Genomic DNA, 21,233 nt, shown 5'->3' with positions numbered 1-21,233 from the left:
TATTAACACAATATTTCTTGTTCACTAAATAAACTTGTAACTGCTTTCAAGTAATCCTCTGATCGCTCGGACTTCTTAATTTTCTTCGCATATTTTTGATAATCCGTGAATATTGGACTCATATAGAACCATATTTCTTTCATCTTAAATAAAACATTTCGATCACCAGACAGAACTTTTTGATAATCCTCATAGATTCTGTCATGGAAATCTTTTAGTAATTCTTTATTTAATTTCTCGTGTTTTAAGATGCCATCCACCAATCCTGGATTACCAATTAACCCTCTACCAAGCATCACCTTATCTACACTTGGACATTCTGCTCTAAACTCTTCATAATCTCCCACAGTAAAGATATCTCCATTATAACATACAGGATTACTACTTAACGCTAAAGCCTCCTTAAAAATAGTTCTGTTCGGTTTATTTTTATAGAAATCTTTCTGGATTCTTGGATGAATAATGAGTTCCTCCATTGCATACTTATTAAAGATCTCAATTAATGAATAGAATTCTTCTGGATTATCTTTACCAATCCTAGTCTTAACTGAAATTTTTGTAACTGATGCTGCAAATATTTCTTCTAAAAAATGGTCTAATTCTTCTCTTTTTGCTAAAAATCCAGAGCCTCTATATTTAGATACAACCGTTCCAGAAGGACATCCAAGATTAAGATTAATTTCCTCATACCCAAGTTCTCTGATTCTTTTGGAGGTATGGATAAAATCCTTCGCATTATTTGTTAATATCTGCGGAATCAGACAGATACCTTCATTATTCTCAGGCAAAATATCCTTAATCTCCTTTGTCTTAAAACTATCACTTTGGTTTGCTACAATAAATGGCGCAAAATATTTATCTATATTAGGAAAGAATGCATGATGAGCATTTCGATATAAATAGCCAGTTACTCCTTCTAATGGTGCAAAATAAAATCTCATATAATATATTACTCCTTAATTACTATTTTTCTTTCCCTGCTACTCGCTTACCATAAAATATTACTTGTTCTCTCATCCCTTAAGATTAACTCCACTTTTTTTCTTCGCCAATATCTCAAGTATTAAATCCACAATATGTTCGCCTGCTTCAACAGGAGGCATTCCATAACGACTAATATTGGATACCACTGTATATTCTGATTCTTGCATATCTATATGTGGCTTATAAGCAATGTAAGCTGACATACTTTCTGCTGTAATGAGACCAGGTCTCTCTCCAATTAGTACACAAGCAACCTCTGCTCCCAGTAAAGGAGCAATTGTCCTTGCTGTATTCACACGACAGTAGCGTACAAAGAAGGGAGTTCCGATGCTAACTCCTTCATGTTCAAGACCTTTCTTTATCGTAGGAAATAAATCTGGTATATTTGCTTCAATTGAGGGAGAAGAAAGACCGTCACCGAAATATATCTGCACCTGTGGGTTTGGGATGCACTTATCTCGTAATATTTGTTGTTGATCTTCCTCAATGATTCTTCCCCAATCCGGTCTAGTGATCATATCATTTTTATTCTTACATTTTGTCTTTATTTCAATGACACCAAGCCTCTTAATAACCTCTTTACTTACTTCCGTAAATACCGCGTCCGATGCAGCTGCTTGATCTGCCACAAAGCGTAACATTGGTGTTGTCTTATATCTAGCTCCAATATGTCCAATCCCAATACGCGCTGGCGTTGTTTCTTTTGCTTTTCTAAGAATCTCTACATTTTCAATTCCATCGGTATCTATCATATCCTGAATTCTTATATTGGTAAAGTCCTTTTTATTGCCACTCATATACACTTTCCTCCATCAACTAATAACTTAGCTATAGTAACACACTCAGATCTCCAGCATGTCTTCCAAGATGTCCATTTTCCCAAAATCCTCTCTTCTCTAGCCATTGTTCGAATTCTTTCATCGGACGCTTTTTCGTGATTTCTCGAATAGCTGCAATATCATGATAGCCTGTTGATTGATACATAAGCATTACATCATCGCCCTGTGGTAACCCCATCATGAAGTGGCATCCTGCATTTGCTAATAACATTGATAAAAGCTCAATATCATTCTGATCCGTAGGCATATGATTGGTATAGCAAGCATCACACCCCATTGGCAATCCATGTAGATGTCCATTAAACACATCCTCTAATCCAGCTCTTAATAGCTGTTTGGAATCATATATGTATTCAGGACCCATAAATCCAACCACTGTATTAACAAGAAAAGGCTTATAATGCCTAGCCAAACCATAACATCTACATTCCATGGTTACCTGATCTGCATTAAAATGTGCATCGGAAGATAATTCAGCAGCCTGACCTGTCTCAAAATACATAACATTTGGACCTTTCGCTGATCCTTTCTCAAGAAACATTTGTCTCGCTTCCTCTAACATTGAAATAGTAACTCCAAAAGCATCCAGAGCTTTTTCACTACCCGCAATCGACTGAAAGCAAAGATCTGCCTTTGCCCCTCTTCTTAATGCTTCCATCTGCGTCGTAACATGGGATAATACACAGGTTTGGGTAGGAATCTCATATTTATGTTTGATTTCTTCTAATACATTCCAGATTGCAATGGTACTATCCACTGTATCAATCGCTGGATTCAGTCCAATCACGGCATCTCCTGCTCCATAACTTAATCCCTCAAGAGTAGAAGCAATGACACCTTTTACATCATCTGTTGGATGATTGGGTTGGAGACGACAAGCAAGAACTCCTTCTTCCCCAATCGTAGTATTGCACTTTGCTGTTATTCGCATCTTACTTCCTGCATAGATAAGGTCCATATTTCCCATTAACTTTGATACTCCAGAGATTACCTCACTCGTAAGACCTTTGCTAATCTCAGTAATCATCTCACCAGTAGTCCTACTGTCAAGAATCCACTCCCTTAATTCTGCCATGCTCAGATTTTGAACTTTTCGATAGACTTCTTCATCTAAGTCATCCTGAATGAGTCGAGTAATGGCATCCGCTTCATAAGGTACTACTGGATTCTCTCTTAACTCTTTCACTGTTAATTCGCTGAGCACTGTTTTTGCTGCTACTCTCTCTAACTTAGACTCTGCTGCAATATTTGCAAGGCAATCCCCTGACTTAAGTTCGGAAGCTTTTGCTAGTACTTGTTTTACTGAATCAAATTCATATGTTTTTCCATATAATCTAGTCTTTAGCACCATATTATTTTATACCTTTCCCTCTGTTTGAATTTCCATTATCAATTTCAACACTTAATATAGACTCGTTCATACAACTTTTTTATTGAATAATACTTTTATTATATCAAATACCTTCCATTGTACAAGAAATTTATTCCATATTATTTTCATTCCCCAATCAATAACAATTGACTTTGTGCTTCTTCCACCGTATTGCCTTTAATATATCCACTACGTTCCATTGATTTTAGTACAACTTGTTGTCTTTTCTTTGCTCTATCAAGATGGTTAAGAGGACAATAATTATTTGGTGATTGAGGAACACCTGCTAACATAGCGCATTCTGCTAGGCTTAAATCTTTGGCATCCTTATGAAAGAACTTCTTACTTGCATTGCCAATTCCATAGGTATTAGCACCATAATATATAACATTTAAGTACATTTCTAAGATCTGTTTTTTACTATATCTTCTTTCAAGCTCTATTGTAAAGAATACTTCTTTGAATTTTCTTTTAAAACTTCTCTCGTTAGAAAGAAATAGATTCTTTGCTAATTGCTGTGTTATTGTACTTCCTCCTTGTTTTACTCTTCCTGCTTTAAGATTTACATAAATAGCTCTTCCAATTGAAATCATATCAAAACCAGAATGTTTATAAAATCTTCTATCTTCTGTTGCAATAACTGCATTTTTTAAATTTTGTGGTATATCTTCATATTTTGTATAGTTTGGTACATTAGCTGCGATTTGATCGATTAAATTATCATTTAAAGTATATTTACTGTTTGCTGTATTTAAGAGTGGACGAATAATGTTCATTGCTATGATTAGTACTATTAATAAAATAATTGTTTCCTTTGACATATGGATTCCTTCTTTCTAAGTATTGTTTATTTTTATATAAGAATTATTTATTCGTTGTTTTTTTAACTATCCTTATTTTATACCTATCCTATTTTGGAATCCATTTCATTGGCTTACATTTATCTTTCATTTTTGTCACATTGAATGTAAGAAAGGCAAAGTATTCACACCTATAAGCTGGTGTTCCTACTTTGCCTTATATTTGTTGATTCAAAAAAAGACGATAAATACCTTTGCAGGTAACTCTCATCGTCTTTTTTATCTATCAAATTCTACTCAAATATATCCATACTACCAGAGCGGAACCCTTCCATATCAAGGGTGATATATCTAAACCCTAATTCTTTCAACTTCTTAGCGATCTCCTCTTTATGGATTAAGAAGTCTGTAAAATCAGAAAAATCAATTTCTATTCTTGCAATATCACCATGCAGTCTAACTCTGACATTCTGATAGCCATATGCTCTTACAACTTCTTCTCCACTCTTTATTCTCTCGAGAATCTCTTCTGTAATCCTTGTATTATAAGGAAGTCTAGTTGCCATACATGGTGTGGATGGGCGACTTGCTACTTCGAGATTCTCTAATCTTGCAAGTTCTCTAACTTCTGCTTTTCGAATCTCTAACTCTGCGAGAGGGCTATGTACTCCTAATTCTTTGACTGCCTTAATTCCTGGACGATATACATCCAGATCATCACGATTGGTTCCTTCAACAAAGATCTCTACGCCGAATCTTTTTGCATATTCCATCATCTGCCCAAACAGATGATTTTTACAGATATAGCAACGATCGATTGGGTTATTTAAAAGTTGCTCATTATCTAATTCATTAATTTCTATCACGTTATGGATGGCACTCGTCTTACTTGCTATATTTTTGGCATTAATTAGATCTGCCTGTGTATGCAGTACTGTTTGAAAGGTAATTGCATACACTTTACGGTTCAATTTATCCGCTTGATCTGTAGCTGTTTTTAACAAAACACTACTATCAACTCCGCCAGAGAATGCAATACAGATATCACCTTTTTCTAATAATTGATAAAAATATTGATTTAACTTTTCTTTCTTTATAAGCAATTCATTACTTTGGGTCATTTCGGTCTCCTTTTTGACTAATAATATTGATTATGATTAGAGGGTCAAATACCTTATTTTGTGTACTGAGTGTATATAGAGAAAGGCTTTTAACGCTCTAATCCTAGATAATATTCATGAATAATCATGGTATATACTTGTTGAAACTCCATATTTTCTTTCTCACATATTTCTCGAACGCTTTGGTATTCAGGGTAGCAAACGGTACTCTCTCCGCTTTTGCATAATTTTGCTTTCACCATGCCATATGGAGTCTTAACCGCAATAATCTCTCTGTCTAATATTGTTCTTTCGTATGAAATTCTTCGGATTCCTATCGTAGTGGTATGTCTAAAAATAACATCTTCTAATTTGCTACAATCTTTTTCTTTACATAGAACGGACAATAGATAGGCAGGTCTATTTTTCTTCATATAAATTGGAGTATAGTATACATCCCTTGCTCCTGCTTCAAGTAATTTCTCCATTGTGTAACCAAGAGCTTCTCCAGTACAATCATCAATGTTGGATTCTAATTTCCAGATGATTTCTTCGCTATTGTTGCTTGAAGTATTCTCGTTTTGCCTGATTCTAAAAGTTTGATCGGTTGCATTTTGCGTAGTTTTATTGTTAACTATTTTATCATCCACTATTTCTTCTATTATAATTGCTCGAAGAATATTCGCAGATTCAAAATCTTTCTTGCCAGCCCCTATACCAATATTTTTAATACGATATTGATCTGGTAATGAATCTCTCGTTCTTAAGGCTGCTGCAATGGCTGCTCCAGTTGGTGTAATCATTTCACCCTGATTATTCGTGGTTTTAATAATCAAGTCATTCATCATCGCAATATTTACTACTGCTGGAACTGGAACTGGCATCCTTCCATGTTGGCACTTTACTGTCCCACTTCCCTCTGCTAATGGGGATACAATAACCTCTGTAATCCCTAGATTATTGATACAGATTGCAGTTGCAACGATATCCACAATTGAATCAATCGCTCCAACTTCATGAAAATGCACATCCTCTAACGGTATACCGTGTGCTTTAGCCTCAGCCTTAGCAACAATATCAAATATCTTCTTGGATAATTCTTTAATATTTTCATCATCGAGACGATTGATAATTTCATATATATCTTTTATATTGCGGTGTTCATGAAAATGCATATGATGTACTTCATGCATATGATCACTATCATTTATTGAGTGATTGCTATGATGATGATTGCTGTCTTCTATTTCATGAATACTATGCGTATGTTTACTATTTTCTATAGATTGATTAGCATGATTGCTGTCGTCCATACTCTCATGGATATGAGGACTATTGTAATCCTCGTTCTCCTCCAAAATCACATCAAAATCGCATGCATCGATTCCACATTTTTTCGTTCTTCCAACGTGCAACTGATATCCTACTAGATTCAACTTATTTAGTGTATCGAATAATACTTTTTGATCTGCCCCAAGATCCAATAAAGCAGCTACTGTCATATCACCACTAATTCCTGAATTACATTCTAAATATAGTGTTTTACCCATTCTGTGTTCCATACCTTTCATATTTTTATTACTAATTTGTTTGTATCGCTAATCGGTTAATCTGTGAACTTATATATCCTGCTCCATACCCATTATCAATATTAACAACGGATATTCCATTGGCACAGGAATTAATCATGGTAAGTAAAGCAGACATGCCACCAAAATTGGCTCCATATCCAACTGAGGTTGGAACTGCAATCACAGGTTTTTCTACGAGGCCAGCTACTACACTAGCAAGCGCTCCCTCCATACCAGCTACAGCTACCACACAGTTTCCTTTCCTTAGGGTATCCATATTAGATAGTAGACGATGCACTCCTGCAACCCCCACATCATATAATCTTTCAACATGATTGCCAAAGAACTCCGCCGTTTGCGCTGCTTCTTCTGCAACTGGAATATCTGCAGTTCCTCCTGTGCAGATAACGATACATCCTTTTCTTACCTTTTCCTTATTCTCATATTTTAGTATTCTAGATACTCTATCATATTGAATCTCAGGAATAATATTTTTTACACACTCGTATTGATGTTCACTGGCTCTGGTTCCAAATACTTCTCTATCTTGTTTATACAAATCCTCATAGATTTGAACCAAATGTTCATCTGTTTTGCTCTGACAAAATATTACTTCTGCAAATCCTTGGCGTATCTTTCTATGATGGTCTAATTTCGCGTATCCCAAATCTTCATAAGGAAGCTTTTTTAATTGTTCTTCTGCATCTTCAATACTCATATTACCTATTTTTACATCATTTAGTATTTTGTTAACGTCCATCTTTGCCCCTTCTCTTCGTATTAATTATTCACTTTGCTTAATTCTCCGAATCTATCTTATCTATTCTATAGTAAATATACATGTTTATTATTCTATTTTAAACCCTCGAGTTAACTTTAAGTCAAGTTCTTTTTACAAAAGTACTTATTATTTTATTGGATTTTAATAATTTATGTTTAAATTTCAGAAATAAAGTAAGAAGTGATAAACCTCAATGATTCATCACTTCTTACTTTTTCAGCATATTATCTTAAAACTACATTTTTCATATTCAATATAACTTTCTCAGATTCTTTTCACCTTACTATAAAATAAAGAATGAGGCAGCAATAATAATGTATACTGCAACTAACTGAACACCCTCTAGCCAGTTTGATTCACCATCGCTTGCAATTCGATTTGCAATAAGTACAGAAAATATTAATGCAACTAATTCAAATGCATTAAATATAATACTCATTGGTGAAAACAATAGGCTTAAGAAAATAAGAACTGGTGTTACAAATAATATGATTTGTAAGCTAGACCCAAGCGCAATCTCAATTGCAACATTCATTTTATTCTTATATGCCATTAATACAGCTGTACTATGTTCCGCTGCATTTCCTATGATTGGTACTAAAATAATTCCGACAAAGAACTCACTAAGCCCAAAAGCCTTAGTCATTGGTTCTACGCTTCCTACAAATACTTCTGACTCAATACCAATTAATATCGTAGCAACTACTAATACTATGATTGATTTTCTCAAGGACCATTCAGGCTTAGATTCTTCTGTGGTCTCGGTAGCATATAGATCTTTATGGCTATAGAAGGAGAATACCAAGCTTAGGATATAGATAGCAAACATAATAATTGCAACTATAATGCTAAGACCCTCATACCTTGTTGTTAATAATTTAGCATTTACGGTATGCGTAAAGATCGCAGGTACCGTTAACCCTATGACTGCAAATAATAACATGCTTGCAGTAACATCAATTACTTTTTGGTTAAAATATTGTGTTTTATACTTTAATCCGCCTACTAACATGCTTAATCCTAATACTAATAGAATATTTCCAATTACCGAACCAGCAATAGAAGCTTTGACTACATCAAATAGGCCTGCTCTCATAGCAAAAAATGCAATGATTAACTCTGTTGCATTGCCAAATGTAGCATTTAGAAAACCACCAATCCGATTTCCAGCGTAATAGGATATGACTTCTGTTGACTCTCCCATAAGACCTGCCAATGGAATGATTGCTAGAGCGGAAAATATAAAAATTAATGGTTCTGATAGGTGCATATATTCACCTATTAAACTGATAGGGATGAAGATAAGTAAATATTTTAAAACTTTCATGTTCTGTCTCCTCGTCTCTTATATTGCAAACTATATCTTTCTTTTCCATACTCTAATCATTATATCAAATACTAGTATTTATACAAGTAATTATTACCATCACCTACAACTACAGAATAGCATTAGCGTTTATAGAATGGATCCACAAGATTAACCTTTTTTAATAATTCAACATCTTCTAATAACTTATTAGTCGGCATATCCGCCACAATAGAATGTGTCTCATCAAATAGAATCGCTCTATTTGATATCTCATGAACTAATTCAAGATTATGTGTCGATGTAATTAATGTTTTACCCGCTTTATTTAAACGTGTTAAAAATTCTACAAGCCACCTCTGTGTTCTTGGATCTAGCCCATTCATTGGTTCATCCAGTACTAACACTTCTGGATTAAGTGACAATACGCAAGCAATGGCAACCTTACGCTTTTCGCCTCCACTAAGATGGTATGGAGTCTTATCTTTAAGCTTATCAATACTTAATAATTCAAGGCAATCCTCCACCCTTTTCTCTACCTCTGATTCACTAATTCCCATTTGTCTAGGACCAAATGCTATCTCGTCATACACATTGGAACAGAAAAGCTGTGTATCTGAATTCTGAAATATAAACCCAATCTTCTGATGTAGTTCCTTAGCAAATCGGTTGTCCCTAAGCCTTTTCTCCGTAATTTCCTCATTATTGAACTTATAAGTTCCTCTGCTTGGTGAGATAATACCATTCATTAATTTTAAAAGTGTAGATTTTCCGCTACCATTTGGACCCAATAATGCTACTGCTTCACCCTTGTTAATGGCTAGATTAATATTATTAAGAGCGACCTCCTCAGAATATGAATAATAGACCTCTTTTATTTCTATCATATGAACTCCAATCTTTGACTATTGTGCGTATACTGTTATCATTATTATGATTAGATAACGTTTTGAATTTCCATACCAAAAGGCTTTTGACCTCTAATTTATCATATGAGTGGACCGACAAATGACCTGTTTCAGTATCTAGCTTGGCAATTTGCACAAAACAGAATAAGCGAATGCGCCTAGACAACCTCCCAAACAGGTTATTTGTCGGGCATCTCATCATATATTTTGAAAATAAAAAAATAGAATAAATATCGCTACATTGACAATTAAGTAAATATAGTCGATGTATTGGAATCTTGATTTATAGTAGACATGATATTCACCAGTAAATCCTCTACATTCCATTGCTTGATACATATCTTCTGCCATCTCTTTTGATTTGATAAACATATTACCTGCTATTCCAGAAAGTGATGTATACTTCGATTTATTTCTACCTATAGATCTTAACTTTAATGCATATAACATATTTAATGCAAATTCACCCAGCATTACAATATATTTTATTGTAATATCTAGCACCAGAATAAATATGTCCGGTACCATAAATCGTTTGAATGCACTAGTTATTGTTCCCCACTTTGTTGAATGTGATAATATACCAACAGCGGTTACAGTCGCAAATGCTTTTGATGTTATCATAATCGAGCTGAAATGATTACCCCAAAATATAGCTGGCACCATAACAAGGAATGTAAAAAAACTAACTCCTATGCTAACTTTTAATATTTTAACGATTTTCTCTGCATCCATGGCACTAAGAATTAATAATAAGTAAACATTAATAACAATGACAAATATAAAACTTCTAGACAGAGACAGCAAAATTAATAATATAAAAGTAAATGCTACGTGAAGTGTTACGTTCACCTGTAATTTTGCTTGTTTTTCTTGATCCTGACTTTTAATTCTCGCGATTACCTTCAGCAAAGACAGGATACTTTTGTTAACAAAAGTATCCTGATCTGATTCTGGTATGTAATTTTCTGTTTCTAATAGCCAATCTGGCATATTTGAAGTTTCTTTTTTCATATGTTTCATAGCTCCCATGTGTAACCTTTTGTTGCTCTAAAATTTAGGGGTGTAAAAGCATATTTTTAAGATTCTAGATTCCTCTAATTCTCTCACGCTTTACTTCCACTTTTCATAAAACTACTGATAACTTTAAATAGTATAATTAATATTGCTACACCTGCGAGTGCCGATAAAATATATCCTGCTACCTCTGGTAACCCACTAATTGCATAATCAGGCATAATAGCTTCAAAGTTGAATCCATCCTTCATTCCCTTAGGTATGTACCCCAACACATTACCACCACTAGCCACTTCTTTGATCTCATCTGTTCCCCATTCACCCCAAGCAGTCCCTGTTGCAAGAAGTCCAAGTGGTGTGAAACAAATAAGAAGAGCAATTAAACCATAGATTGCATTAGTCTTTTGCTTTGCTCCATCGTAGATTGTTCCTGGTGATACTTTCTTAATATAAGCTACAATGGCTACAGTAAATATCATTTCGATGACACCTGCTACTAGTAGATGTGGTATGGTCATTGCTGGAATAGATACAGAAAGTGAATATGGACAATATAATGGCTGTCCTGTAGCATCTTTAAATAACAAAGGCTGAAGGCCAAACTCTATAGCTGCAATAAAAGCAGCTACATTGATACCCATATAAGAACCTATAGCAATTCCTACATACTCTCCTTTTTCTGTTCTTACTCGATCTTTAATAAATTTATAAATAAAGTATCCAAAGAAGGGAAGTACAAATGCCATATTGAAACAATTTGCACCAAAGGCTAAGATACCCCCATCTCCAAAGAGTAACGCTTGAATCAAAAGTGCTACTGTAACACTAATACAAGCTGCATAGGGTCCTAATAAGATTGCAAGCAAAGTTCCTCCAACTGCATGACCTGTTGTTCCTCCTGGAAGAGGCACGTTAAACATCATTAATAAGAAAGAAAAAGCCGCTCCAATTCCAAGTAATGGTATCTTTACCTTTGGAATCTCTTCTTTCATTTTTCGAACTGATTTTACCCAGACAGGAACCATTGCAGTCGTCATAACCGCACAGGTTGCAGGGCTTAAGTAATTATCTGGAATATGCATAGTTAATTAACCTTTCATAAATAGATTTTATGAGTTGCCCTCACAAATGTCCTTTTTTGAAAGGCAGTCTAGGCAACTCCTTTTATATATCACTTATTATAAATCATTCATTTACATGCACAAGCCTATGTGGGGGATATCATCTATTAACTATTTTCATTGTAAGAAAGTGTTATTCTATCTATATTATGGATGATATACCATGCCCTATTACCATCAATTTCAAAATTGCATATCCCCCGGTTATGGATATATATATTAACTGTCAAAAGTCTTTGATAACTTAAATTGTGTATAATGATATATAAACATCAATAAATATATTATATATTGGGGCGTAGTCCATCCGTAATATATTACTAATTCCTATTTAATAAAACTATCTATCGCCTTATTCAAATTCTCAACTGCTTTTTTATCACCTGATTCTACTGCATCTACAATGCAATGTTCCATATGATCCTTTAAGATTACTTTTCCCGTATTGTTTAGAGCTGCTATGACTGCAGATAACTGAATCAATACCTCACTACAATCTTTTCCGTCTTCAATCATTCTCTTTACAGATTCTAGATGCCCACTAGCACGGGATAATCGATTGAGTACAGCCTTTGTATTCTGATGACTATGTTTATGCACTTGGTTCTCAACATGACTATGTGCATATTCAGTTCCATCCGATGCTATATGAGTATGAACTTGTTGTTCTTCTTTCTTTTCATTCTCCATTACTGTCCTATCCTCCTCATGATTTGTCTTTAGTATACATTATATTGTCAATTATTTCATTACTAATTGTCTAGTCTAAAGTAATATGTTCCATCACTTTATCATATATACTGCGAAACCAGAATGTATATAAATGTGGATTTGCTTTCAAATCTTCACTAAGTTCTAAAATGTCTACCCATTTATAAGCTTCCACTTCATTCTCATCTGGAAGAACATTCCCCTCATATCTTCCGATGAATACATGATCGTATTCATGCTCCATCAGGTTATGATCCAATTGTACTTGATACGTAAAACTAAATCTCTCACTTAGTTCACAATGAAATCCCATCTCTTCCATTAATCTTCTATCTACTGCGTCTTCTAGCTTTTCACCAACCCTAGGATGACTGCAACAAGTATTCGTCCACAACCCACCAGAATGATATTTATTAGTGTTTCTTTTTTGCAATAATAATTGATTCTTTGAATTAAAAATAAAAATGGAAAACGCTCTATGTAAAATACCTTTTCTATGAGCTTCCATTTTTTCCACTTGCCCTAGTTCCTGGTCCTCTTGGTTTACTTCAATAATATATTCTGTCATTTCATTTTCTCCTTAGGTATTCTTATATGCTTTTTCTGCTATTCTTATTCTATCTATTCCGATCTCCATCTTGATGTAGTAATTTTCTCTCGGTATACTATTACATCGACTCAGCTGTTCATACAATTTACATTGACTTAAGTTAATTTGTTATTCTAGTACCTTCCTTATATTCTAAGATAAATTAAATTATAATTCCATCTATGTTTTCTGTAAATATATGTTATTATTAACTTAACAAATATTATCCTAAGAAAGGAGACTTTCCATGACTAAAAAAATTAGATTTATCTTTACTACTCTCTACATTTCACTCATTGTACCGTTGACAGTAACTTGGTTATTCTCTATTTTGTACTTCAATTATTTAAGCCACAATAAAGGTTATTTTCTTGCAGATAGTTTCAGCTGGAGCATCACCCTATTATCAGCATTCTTAATACTATCCACCTTTATAGTAAGTAGTAAAAAGACTTATGAGATTCCTTGTTATGCTATTGGAATTATCATTGGCGTTCTTAGGTACCTTATTTCAAAAGGGCATTTAGCCTTATTTCAAGATTATATACTTGAAGCAATATTAATTATAGGATATGCTTTTTTTATATTGTATTTAATTTTATCTATAAAATATAGTATAACTATAAAAATATCCAAAAATGCTTAACCAACTTTTACTTTTTAGATTCTCAAGTGGAAATTGGAGAAAGACATTTACTTAGATATAAATAGGAGTCTAATTCAATGATCATTTCATTGTATTGGACTCCTATTTTTTCATATTATTTAAACTTATTTATTCACAACTTTACAATACACTCAGGGCTGAAAAAACAATTAGAATAATTGATCTACATCCTTAACCTGAATCTCAGCAACCGGTTCAAATTTTTCTGAGCTCATATATTTTAAGATGCTATGTTCAAGCCATTTTGCTGGATCACTTTCTGTTAGTCTACGCAGATTAGAAGTACATACTAGTAGCTTTCCATCTCCTACTTTCACTTCGAATATGTTTCCAAGCTTGTGATTTCTTTCAAAGTTATCAATCGTCCATACAATAGGTTCTATTTTCTTACCATCAAGTATAAGAGCACGAGAATTCTCTACAATATCATACCATTCTGGAGTAGAATAATACTCAGTAGGAAATTGCTTGAATACTGGATGTTCTTTCTGAATCAACAATCCATGTGTTCCTATTGGTACTGGCTTCTTCATACTTTCTGATATGGAGCGAAACATTGGATAACACCAAAAATCAGTACAGTAAGTTCCTTCAATAGAATTGGTATCATTTAGATTACCTGGGTATAATAGGACTTTCTTACCTTTCTTGAGTTCTTCACATGCATCTATGATATTTTCTGAGATTATGATATTGTTGTCTGAGACTATATTTGAGTCATATTCTTTATCCTTAATCTCAGGAAATACACATATATCATAGCTATTCTTTATAGCACTGTTTATTAAATCACTATCCTTTATATCACTGTTCTTTACATCCCTACTATCTGGCTCACCTGCGATAACCCTTATAACTAATCTCTTAGCAATATCTACTTGTGGCATTTTAAGCTTAAGTTCTCCAAGTGAATATACACCCGCTAGGTATTCTCCCTGAGTGCTATTCTCTACCTCTGCAAGAATCTCTTCTCCGTCCATAAGACTTAATTTTACTTTTGGATTTCTAACCCCCTCAGGGCTAAAAACAGCTAGTTTTATTCCTATATCCACAATTTCACCTACATGATAGATCATCTTAGGTAGTTCTGCTAGTAGAACGGAATCGGAACAAAATTGCCTCCATTCCTCTGGTGAGATAACACCTTTATTCTCCATAAATGAATTTAATATACCAATTAAAGCTGTTCCTTGACCGGTAAAATCTTGCAAGTCTAATAACTGGAATCCAGCTAACTCATTACTTTTTAGTGCTGCTTCAACCTCCGCTTTATAACATTCCGCTGCGAATCTTCCTGATGCTTTGAAGAATTGTTCTGCTTTGTGAAGCATCCCTTTTTCTTCCAAACGTTCTCTAAATACTTCCATGTTTCTTGCCTTTAGTACTCCTGTGTACTTCTCAATCTCTGAGAAATCAGGATACATAGCATATTGACCTACTTCATGAGATACTACTGGTACCTCTGGTATTAACTCCTCCGAAGCATCCATTTTCACTGTTTTAGTGCCTGTTCCATACTGAATTGTAACCTCACCACTGGTTGCACTTTCTCCAATTACGTTACTAGGGCGTATCATCTGATCATAATTATAACTCATAGTTGGCGCCATCGTCTGTATATACCCTTGTGGTGCATCACACATAGCATAAGAACCACGGAATAATCTATCTCTAGAGAATCTTACACCTACAAAGAAGTCTTCGTTCTCTAAGATACAAGGCATAAATTGAAAATTATTAGATCCGCTTGTATACAGATGCCTTGAATCATAGTTACGGTATCCTAAAAGAATATGATTTAAACGTTCTTTGCTACCCCAGAGCTCATTTCCAAGTGACATCATAACAAAAGATGGATGATTACCAAACTCATCTAAGATACGATACCCTTCCTCGATAAGATACCTTTGAGCTTCTTCATCATGATTCTCGTCTTTCTCATCTGTCACCGTACCCCAGAATGGTAACTCTGGTTCCATATAGATTCCTAATTGATCCGCTGCTTCAAATGCTGCCTCTGGCGGACAGCATGTGTGAAAACGATAATGGTTCACTCCGTACTCTTTTGCTGTAGTAAGAACTTTTAGCCAACTCTCAACATCGGTTGGTGCATGACCAGTAACTGGGAAGATCATTCCATCATGCTTTCCTCTAAGGAAGGTACGCATTCCGTTAATCTCAAAGTATTTTCCTACTGCCCTAAAGTCTCTAAAACCAAAAGAATAGTCGTATTCATCTAGAATAACTTCCTGTTTATCTCTCAATTCTAGATGTAGGCAATATAATTTTGGTGAATGCTCACTCCAGGTTCCTACTGTGTCATCTAGATTGTAGATAAATGTATTCTCATCTTTTTGTAAAGTATATGTTTCTTTAGGATAAGATTTCTCAGCGTCTTGATCCATAACTGAAGCAATTACATAATATTCTTCTATTGGATCTAGTTCTTTTTGAGCATTATCTGTTAGACTATGATCTTTTAGATTATAATTTTTTAAATCAGGTCCTTTTATACCATTTAAATTAACCTTCACTTCAATCTGCTTTTTTACTGCGTTAGCACTTATTTTCACCCCGGTAAGATAAATCTGGCTACTTTCCTCTATGTATATCTCTCCAGTAATTCCATTCCAATTGGTCTGAGTATCTGGAGATGCCATATGTCCTCCCGGAACCGGATAAGATGTATTATCTACCATGATGGTAATCTTATGTTTGTCCTTAATATATGGGGTGATACGATATCTGTGAGAAGAACAGAGGCTATTATTACTTCCAACATAATTATCATCCACCCATACGTGAGAGATTCTTGTTCTTTCCAATACAAGAAAGTACTCTTTTACTTTATCTTTTTCTTCTCCATTTAATTCCGAATCTGTAAAGTCTACCTCTCGTGAGTACCAAGTGTAACCTTCAAAATGATAAGGATCGGTTAAATATCCTGTATTTCTCTCTTCTGATGGAACCCCTTTCATTGCTGTTGAAACAGTAGCTGGAAGATCTATTGAATCTTCCAGCATTGCATTATATAACTTATTATCGATACCTGTTTTCTCTTTGTCTAAACGAAAACCCCAACTTCCTTTTAAATCAATTCTTTTCATAAATGCCTCCTCGCTTGTTGTATTCCGTGTAAATTATAGTAACAATAATTCTTAAAACTTTTTACACAATCCCCATAAACAGATTTTGCTTATCACTATTATAACACTCATTTTTTAGCAAGAAAACCCATTTTTGATTCCGTAACATATTTAGACAACTTATTAAACCTTTACTAATAATAAATTGCCTAGACTACCTACCAAACAGGTCATTTGTCGGGCAACTCTAATAATAATGTTGGGTCCCAAATCCCTATTTCAGTGATATATCTCCCATCGAAGTTGATGCATCTATATTACAAAGACCATTAATCACTACTTTCATAGAATCGGATAAGAAATCACTTCCATCTTTCTTATCTGATTTAAGAGAATTCGAATTGATTACTATATTTCCCATGGAACTATCCAAAGATACATTGGACTCCTCTGAGATATCTTTGCTAACAGTGCAGTAGATATTTCCCATAGATGTATCCATTTCGCTTTTTCCAGTAAAATTGATATTCTTTGCATAAATATTACCCATTGAAGTATCTAATGTAACTTCTCCACCAATGTCCTTTACATTAATATTTCCCATACTTGTATCTAAATCTATTTTCTGCATATTCTTTGGAATTAGAATTGTTAAATTTGCAGAAAAGTTTAAATTTTTATTATTGTATTTTTCGTTAATATAATTCCATATATCTTTTTTTGTGTCCTTTGTACGGATACTAATCTCTAATTCATTGCCTGAAACATCTGTTGTTAGCTCTGCTTTTTTAATCAACTTCTTAATAATATCTTGGTATTTTAATTTTCCTGAAGTTTCATAATTAGCTGTAATATCATATTCATTCTTCGTATTATATTTTAATGTTATATTTCCCATTCCTACAGAAGCTTTCACATATTTTACGGAAATGTCTGATTTCACGATATGGTCTTTCTTTGTATCTGTGTTTTCACTACTATTTGAATTCACATTTCTATTTGATTTTCCGCTATTATTTGTCCCTTTATCATTTGAATTAACTGCTACATTATCATCCGTATTAACTGTTTCTACTATATTCGAATCCTTATTGTTAGTATTTGATGAGTTATTCGTAGAATTGGTACTCACCTGTGTTTCTTTCTGGTTGCTCTTACCCTCTAGTTTCTCATGCATAGAATAAGTTCCAAGAAAGATTGCAACTAGACATATGATAAAAGCTGTACAGGTTGAACATATAATGATGATGTTAGATTTACGTTTCGCATGAGCTACAGTACCTAATCGTTTTTGAAGACCTTTTTTATCCTCACATAAAGTTGTTGAAAGCACACTTCTACTATAGTTGTTATTCTGTGCAGCCTTTAATAATATATTTCCATATATAAATTTTTCTTCTTTCCCAAGGTCTCTTACCACAGCCTCATCACAAGAGATCTCACATTCTTCATTTATCCGTCTACTCATAAGATATACGAATGGATTGAACCAATGGGTAATTAATATGAACTCGCAGAACCATTTATATAAATAATCATATCTTTTGTAGTGAATTAATTCATGACGAAGGATATAGTTAAGACTTTCTTCATCCATACCTAATGTATGATCTGGCAAATAAATCGATGGTTTTACTATACCAATTAGCATTGGTGACCCAATCTTTCCATCTCTATATATTCTTGGTTTTTTCTTAATCTTAAGATCAATTCCCACTTTAGTGTAAGACGCTAGCACCGTTTGATTTACCACTGGTTCACGATCTTTATATACGAATGAAACAAATTTGATATATTGTATTGCTTTTCTAACTAATAAAAATAAAACACCTGCTAACCATACGAATGCCCCTATTGTCCATAGATTAAGAAATGATTGCTCATTGTTTCCTTTTACTGTGGAATCATTTATATTATTAGCTAGGGTATCATTCGAAACTTGTTTCGATAAGTTAGTATCTTTAGAATCTCTTATCGTAGTATTTACATCGTCTTTGGTCAATTGATTCTTGCCTGTTATAGCACCATTGGAATCAGCTTTACTATCGACTCCTTCTTGAATTCCCTCTTTGTAAGTATTGGTGCCCAAAGAAGCGTTCGAACTCGTGGTAGATTCTACTTTATGTGTATTCTGAAATACTGTATTGAGGGCTCCAAAATCTGGCGAAAATGGAATGATTAATCTAACACATACAATCAGCCATATATAATACTGCCAAGCTTTTGAAAATGTATGATTAGCAAGCGGACGTAATAGATAAAGAATGACTATTAGGGCAGCTCCAGATAAGGACATTGCTAATATTGTTTTAAATACATCAATCATGTTTCTCACACTCCTTATTAAAATATTCTCTTAGCTCCTCAATATCATTCTCGGATAAATCATAATTTTCTACCAAAGAGGATACTAACCTTTTGGCACTTCCACCATACAGATTATCTAGGAAGCTCTTAGTCTGTTCTTCTAAATACTCTTCTTCTGTGATAGTTGGTGTGTAACACATGACATTTATTTTTTTGACCGTAACTGCCCCTTTTTCGGTTAATCGTTTCAATAAAGTTCGAACAGTAGAGCGATCCCACCCCATCTTTGATGTTAATACTTTATACAGTTCCCCAGTAGATACTGGACTTCCTATTTCCCATAGAGCTTGCATAACGACAAGTTCTGCTTGTGATATCTTATTTACGTTCTCCATTTCTTCTCCATTCCCACACCTGCTTTTACGCATGAATTTTGCTCATGACTTTTGCTCATCTAAAGTTTATGCCTAGAAATGATTAAATATTTTAATTTTCTTTGCGCAAACTATAGAAGTTACATTTGTCACCTATTAATTAGATGTTACATCCGTCACCATCATTTGTCAAGGATATTTTTCCATTTTTTATCGTCATTTTCTATTATTAATCATAAAGCATCAAATTAATAATCAAGTAGGAATATAACTTAATTTCTGAATTTATCATATATTCAATAAACTATATTACTGCGTAGTTCGAAAATAATAGCAAAAGCGTTCTAGGAACAAATTGGGTTCTATAATAAATGTTGGGGTGTGTTAAAAACACACTTCCAACATTTTTGTTTTTATATTAAAATACATCTATATAAAGCCTCTTCACATGCCAACCGACCAAAGCTAACATTTTAAAGGAGGTATTTTATATAGATGCAATCTAATTGTAACAAAAATCTTTTAAATTTAGAAGGTGTAAAATTAAAAAGTGTGCAACACACTTTAGATGGAATTATTATCAAGATTGAAACCAATCCCAAACCTCAAATTTGTCCTTGTTGTGGAGCTGGAACATCTAAAATACACGATTATCGTTGGCAGAAAATTAAAGACTTACCTTTTCAGTTGTCCAATGCTTATTTATTGTTAAGAAAACGAAGATATGTATGTTCTTGTGGTAAACGTTTTTACGAGAAATATAGTTTTATAGCTAAATATCAGCAACGTACAACACGACTATCCTTCAAAATTGTTGAATTGCTTCGTTCAACCAACAGTATTAAATATGTTGCTTCCCAAACTAATGTCTCAATGAATACAGTAATACGTATTCTTGATACACTCTCGTATGATAAACCACATATTCCTCAATGCATTTCAATTGATGAATTTAAAGGGAATGCTGGTGATTCCAAATATCAATGTATTCTGGTGGATGCAAAGAAAAAATGTATTCTTGATATTTTACCGGATCGTACTCAGTCCCATCTTATTGAGTATTTTAAATCTTGCAGTCGTGATGAAAGATATCGTGTTAAATTTTTTATTTCTGATATGTGGCAACCTTATATAGATCTTGCCAAAACATTCTTTCCTAATGCCACAATCATCGTAGATAAATATCACTACATTCGTCAGGTTTCCTGGGCAATTGAAAGTGTTCGTAAACGTTTACAAGCATCCATGACACCAACTCTTAGAAAGTACTATAAGCGAAGTAGAAAACTTATACTGACTCGATATTCTAAATTAAAAGATGACAACAAAAAAGCCTGTGATTTAATGCTACAATACAGTGATGATTTACGACTAGCTCACAGGTTAAAAGAATGGTTCTATGAAATATGTCAGAGTAATAGCTATACATATCAAAGAACTGAATTTTGGGAGTGGGTAAAAAGTGCTGAAAGCTCTGGATTACACGAATTTGAAGCATGTGCAAAAACATATAGACGCTGGTCTGAGTATATACTTAATGCCTTTAAGTATGGATATACAAATGGACCTACGGAAGGATTCAATAATAAAATCAAAGTACTAAAAAGAAGTTCTTATGGTGTACGTAATTTCGAAAGATTTCGTACACGTATCATTCACAGTTCTATGTAAAAAAATGGTCGGTTTTCAAGAGGCTTATT

Annotated in this window: 18 protein-coding genes; 2 read left to right on the top strand and 16 right to left on the bottom strand. The window is 33.8% G+C overall.

The window, feature by feature from the left end; all coding sequences use genetic code 11:
- Positions 1–2: 2 nt before the first annotated feature.
- The 13 genes from bsdtb5_RS03365 to idi form a co-directional block, all read right to left on the bottom strand.
- Positions 3–941, bottom strand: a complete 939-nt coding sequence (locus bsdtb5_RS03365; protein ID WP_271714644.1) for a tRNA dihydrouridine synthase — start codon at positions 939–941, stop codon at positions 3–5.
- 72 nt (positions 942–1,013) lie between these two features.
- Positions 1,014–1,781 carry an ethanolamine ammonia-lyase subunit EutC gene (gene eutC / locus bsdtb5_RS03360; RefSeq protein ID WP_271714643.1) on the bottom strand — a complete coding sequence of 256 codons (768 nt, stop codon included), beginning with the start codon at positions 1,779–1,781 and terminating at the stop codon, positions 1,014–1,016.
- Between the two features lie 31 nt (positions 1,782–1,812).
- Positions 1,813–3,174 carry an ethanolamine ammonia-lyase subunit EutB gene (locus bsdtb5_RS03355; RefSeq protein WP_271714642.1) on the bottom strand — a complete coding sequence of 454 codons (1,362 nt, stop codon included), beginning with the start codon at positions 3,172–3,174 and terminating at the stop codon, positions 1,813–1,815.
- 146 nt (positions 3,175–3,320) lie between these two features.
- Positions 3,321–4,016 (bottom strand): transglycosylase domain-containing protein, encoded by a 696-nt coding sequence (locus bsdtb5_RS03350; RefSeq protein ID WP_271714641.1) that lies wholly within the window; start codon positions 4,014–4,016, stop codon positions 3,321–3,323.
- Between the two features lie 272 nt (positions 4,017–4,288).
- Positions 4,289–5,116, bottom strand: a complete 828-nt coding sequence (larE, locus tag bsdtb5_RS03345) for an ATP-dependent sacrificial sulfur transferase LarE (RefSeq protein ID WP_271714640.1) — start codon at positions 5,114–5,116, stop codon at positions 4,289–4,291.
- 89 nt (positions 5,117–5,205) lie between these two features.
- Positions 5,206–6,645 (bottom strand): nickel pincer cofactor biosynthesis protein LarC, encoded by a 1,440-nt coding sequence (gene larC / locus bsdtb5_RS03340; protein WP_271714639.1) that lies wholly within the window; start codon positions 6,643–6,645, stop codon positions 5,206–5,208.
- 31 nt (positions 6,646–6,676) lie between these two features.
- The gene (gene larB, locus bsdtb5_RS03335) at positions 6,677–7,426 is read right to left on the bottom strand and encodes a nickel pincer cofactor biosynthesis protein LarB (RefSeq protein WP_271714638.1); all 750 of its coding nucleotides are present in this window, start codon (positions 7,424–7,426) and stop codon (positions 6,677–6,679) included.
- Positions 7,427–7,730: 304 nt separating this feature from the next.
- Positions 7,731–8,774: a calcium/proton exchanger gene (gene cax, locus bsdtb5_RS03330; protein WP_271714637.1), complete on the bottom strand. Its 1,044-nt coding sequence runs from the start codon at positions 8,772–8,774 to the stop codon at positions 7,731–7,733.
- A 122-nt stretch (positions 8,775–8,896) separates the two neighbouring features.
- Positions 8,897–9,640 (bottom strand): energy-coupling factor ABC transporter ATP-binding protein, encoded by a 744-nt coding sequence (locus bsdtb5_RS03325; RefSeq protein WP_271714636.1) that lies wholly within the window; start codon positions 9,638–9,640, stop codon positions 8,897–8,899.
- 219 nt (positions 9,641–9,859) lie between these two features.
- Positions 9,860–10,675, bottom strand: coding sequence for an energy-coupling factor transporter transmembrane component T (locus bsdtb5_RS03320; RefSeq protein ID WP_271714635.1), 816 nt, complete (start codon positions 10,673–10,675; stop codon positions 9,860–9,862).
- A gap of 92 nt (positions 10,676–10,767) precedes the next feature.
- Positions 10,768–11,760 (bottom strand): cobalt transporter CbiM, encoded by a 993-nt coding sequence (gene cbiM / locus bsdtb5_RS03315; RefSeq protein ID WP_271714634.1) that lies wholly within the window; start codon positions 11,758–11,760, stop codon positions 10,768–10,770.
- A 366-nt stretch (positions 11,761–12,126) separates the two neighbouring features.
- On the bottom strand, positions 12,127–12,489 hold the full coding sequence (locus tag bsdtb5_RS03310) for a metal-sensing transcriptional repressor (protein ID WP_271714633.1): 363 nt from the start codon (positions 12,487–12,489) through the stop codon (positions 12,127–12,129).
- A 70-nt stretch (positions 12,490–12,559) separates the two neighbouring features.
- Positions 12,560–13,078 (bottom strand): isopentenyl-diphosphate Delta-isomerase, encoded by a 519-nt coding sequence (idi, locus tag bsdtb5_RS03305; RefSeq protein WP_271714632.1) that lies wholly within the window; start codon positions 13,076–13,078, stop codon positions 12,560–12,562.
- Between the two features lie 268 nt (positions 13,079–13,346).
- Here idi and bsdtb5_RS03300 point away from each other — a divergent pair, with 268 nt between their 5' ends.
- Positions 13,347–13,745, top strand: coding sequence for a hypothetical protein (locus bsdtb5_RS03300; RefSeq protein WP_271714631.1), 399 nt, complete (start codon positions 13,347–13,349; stop codon positions 13,743–13,745).
- Between the two features lie 170 nt (positions 13,746–13,915).
- Here the strand turns inward: bsdtb5_RS03300 and bsdtb5_RS03295 are convergent, their stop codons facing one another.
- The 3 genes from bsdtb5_RS03295 to bsdtb5_RS03285 form a co-directional block, all read right to left on the bottom strand.
- Positions 13,916–16,873: a sugar-binding domain-containing protein gene (locus tag bsdtb5_RS03295; protein ID WP_271714630.1), complete on the bottom strand. Its 2,958-nt coding sequence runs from the start codon at positions 16,871–16,873 to the stop codon at positions 13,916–13,918.
- Between the two features lie 253 nt (positions 16,874–17,126).
- Positions 17,127–19,178 carry a M56 family metallopeptidase gene (locus bsdtb5_RS03290; RefSeq protein ID WP_271714629.1) on the bottom strand — a complete coding sequence of 684 codons (2,052 nt, stop codon included), beginning with the start codon at positions 19,176–19,178 and terminating at the stop codon, positions 17,127–17,129.
- Positions 19,171–19,554, bottom strand: a complete 384-nt coding sequence (locus tag bsdtb5_RS03285) for a BlaI/MecI/CopY family transcriptional regulator (protein ID WP_271714628.1) — start codon at positions 19,552–19,554, stop codon at positions 19,171–19,173. Before bsdtb5_RS03285 ends, bsdtb5_RS03290 begins: the two co-directional genes overlap by 8 nt.
- A gap of 474 nt (positions 19,555–20,028) precedes the next feature.
- Between bsdtb5_RS03285 and bsdtb5_RS03280 the strand changes: the two genes are divergently transcribed.
- Positions 20,029–21,204 carry an ISL3 family transposase gene (locus tag bsdtb5_RS03280; RefSeq protein WP_271712080.1) on the top strand — a complete coding sequence of 392 codons (1,176 nt, stop codon included), beginning with the start codon at positions 20,029–20,031 and terminating at the stop codon, positions 21,202–21,204.
- Positions 21,205–21,233 lie beyond the last annotated feature (29 nt).

The organism is Anaeromicropila herbilytica (assembly GCF_016591975.1).
Lineage (GTDB): Bacteria > Bacillota > Clostridia > Lachnospirales > Lachnospiraceae > Anaeromicropila > Anaeromicropila herbilytica.
The sequence above is the reverse complement of the archived record's forward strand: the minus strand, read 5'-3'. Positions and strand labels throughout refer to the sequence as shown.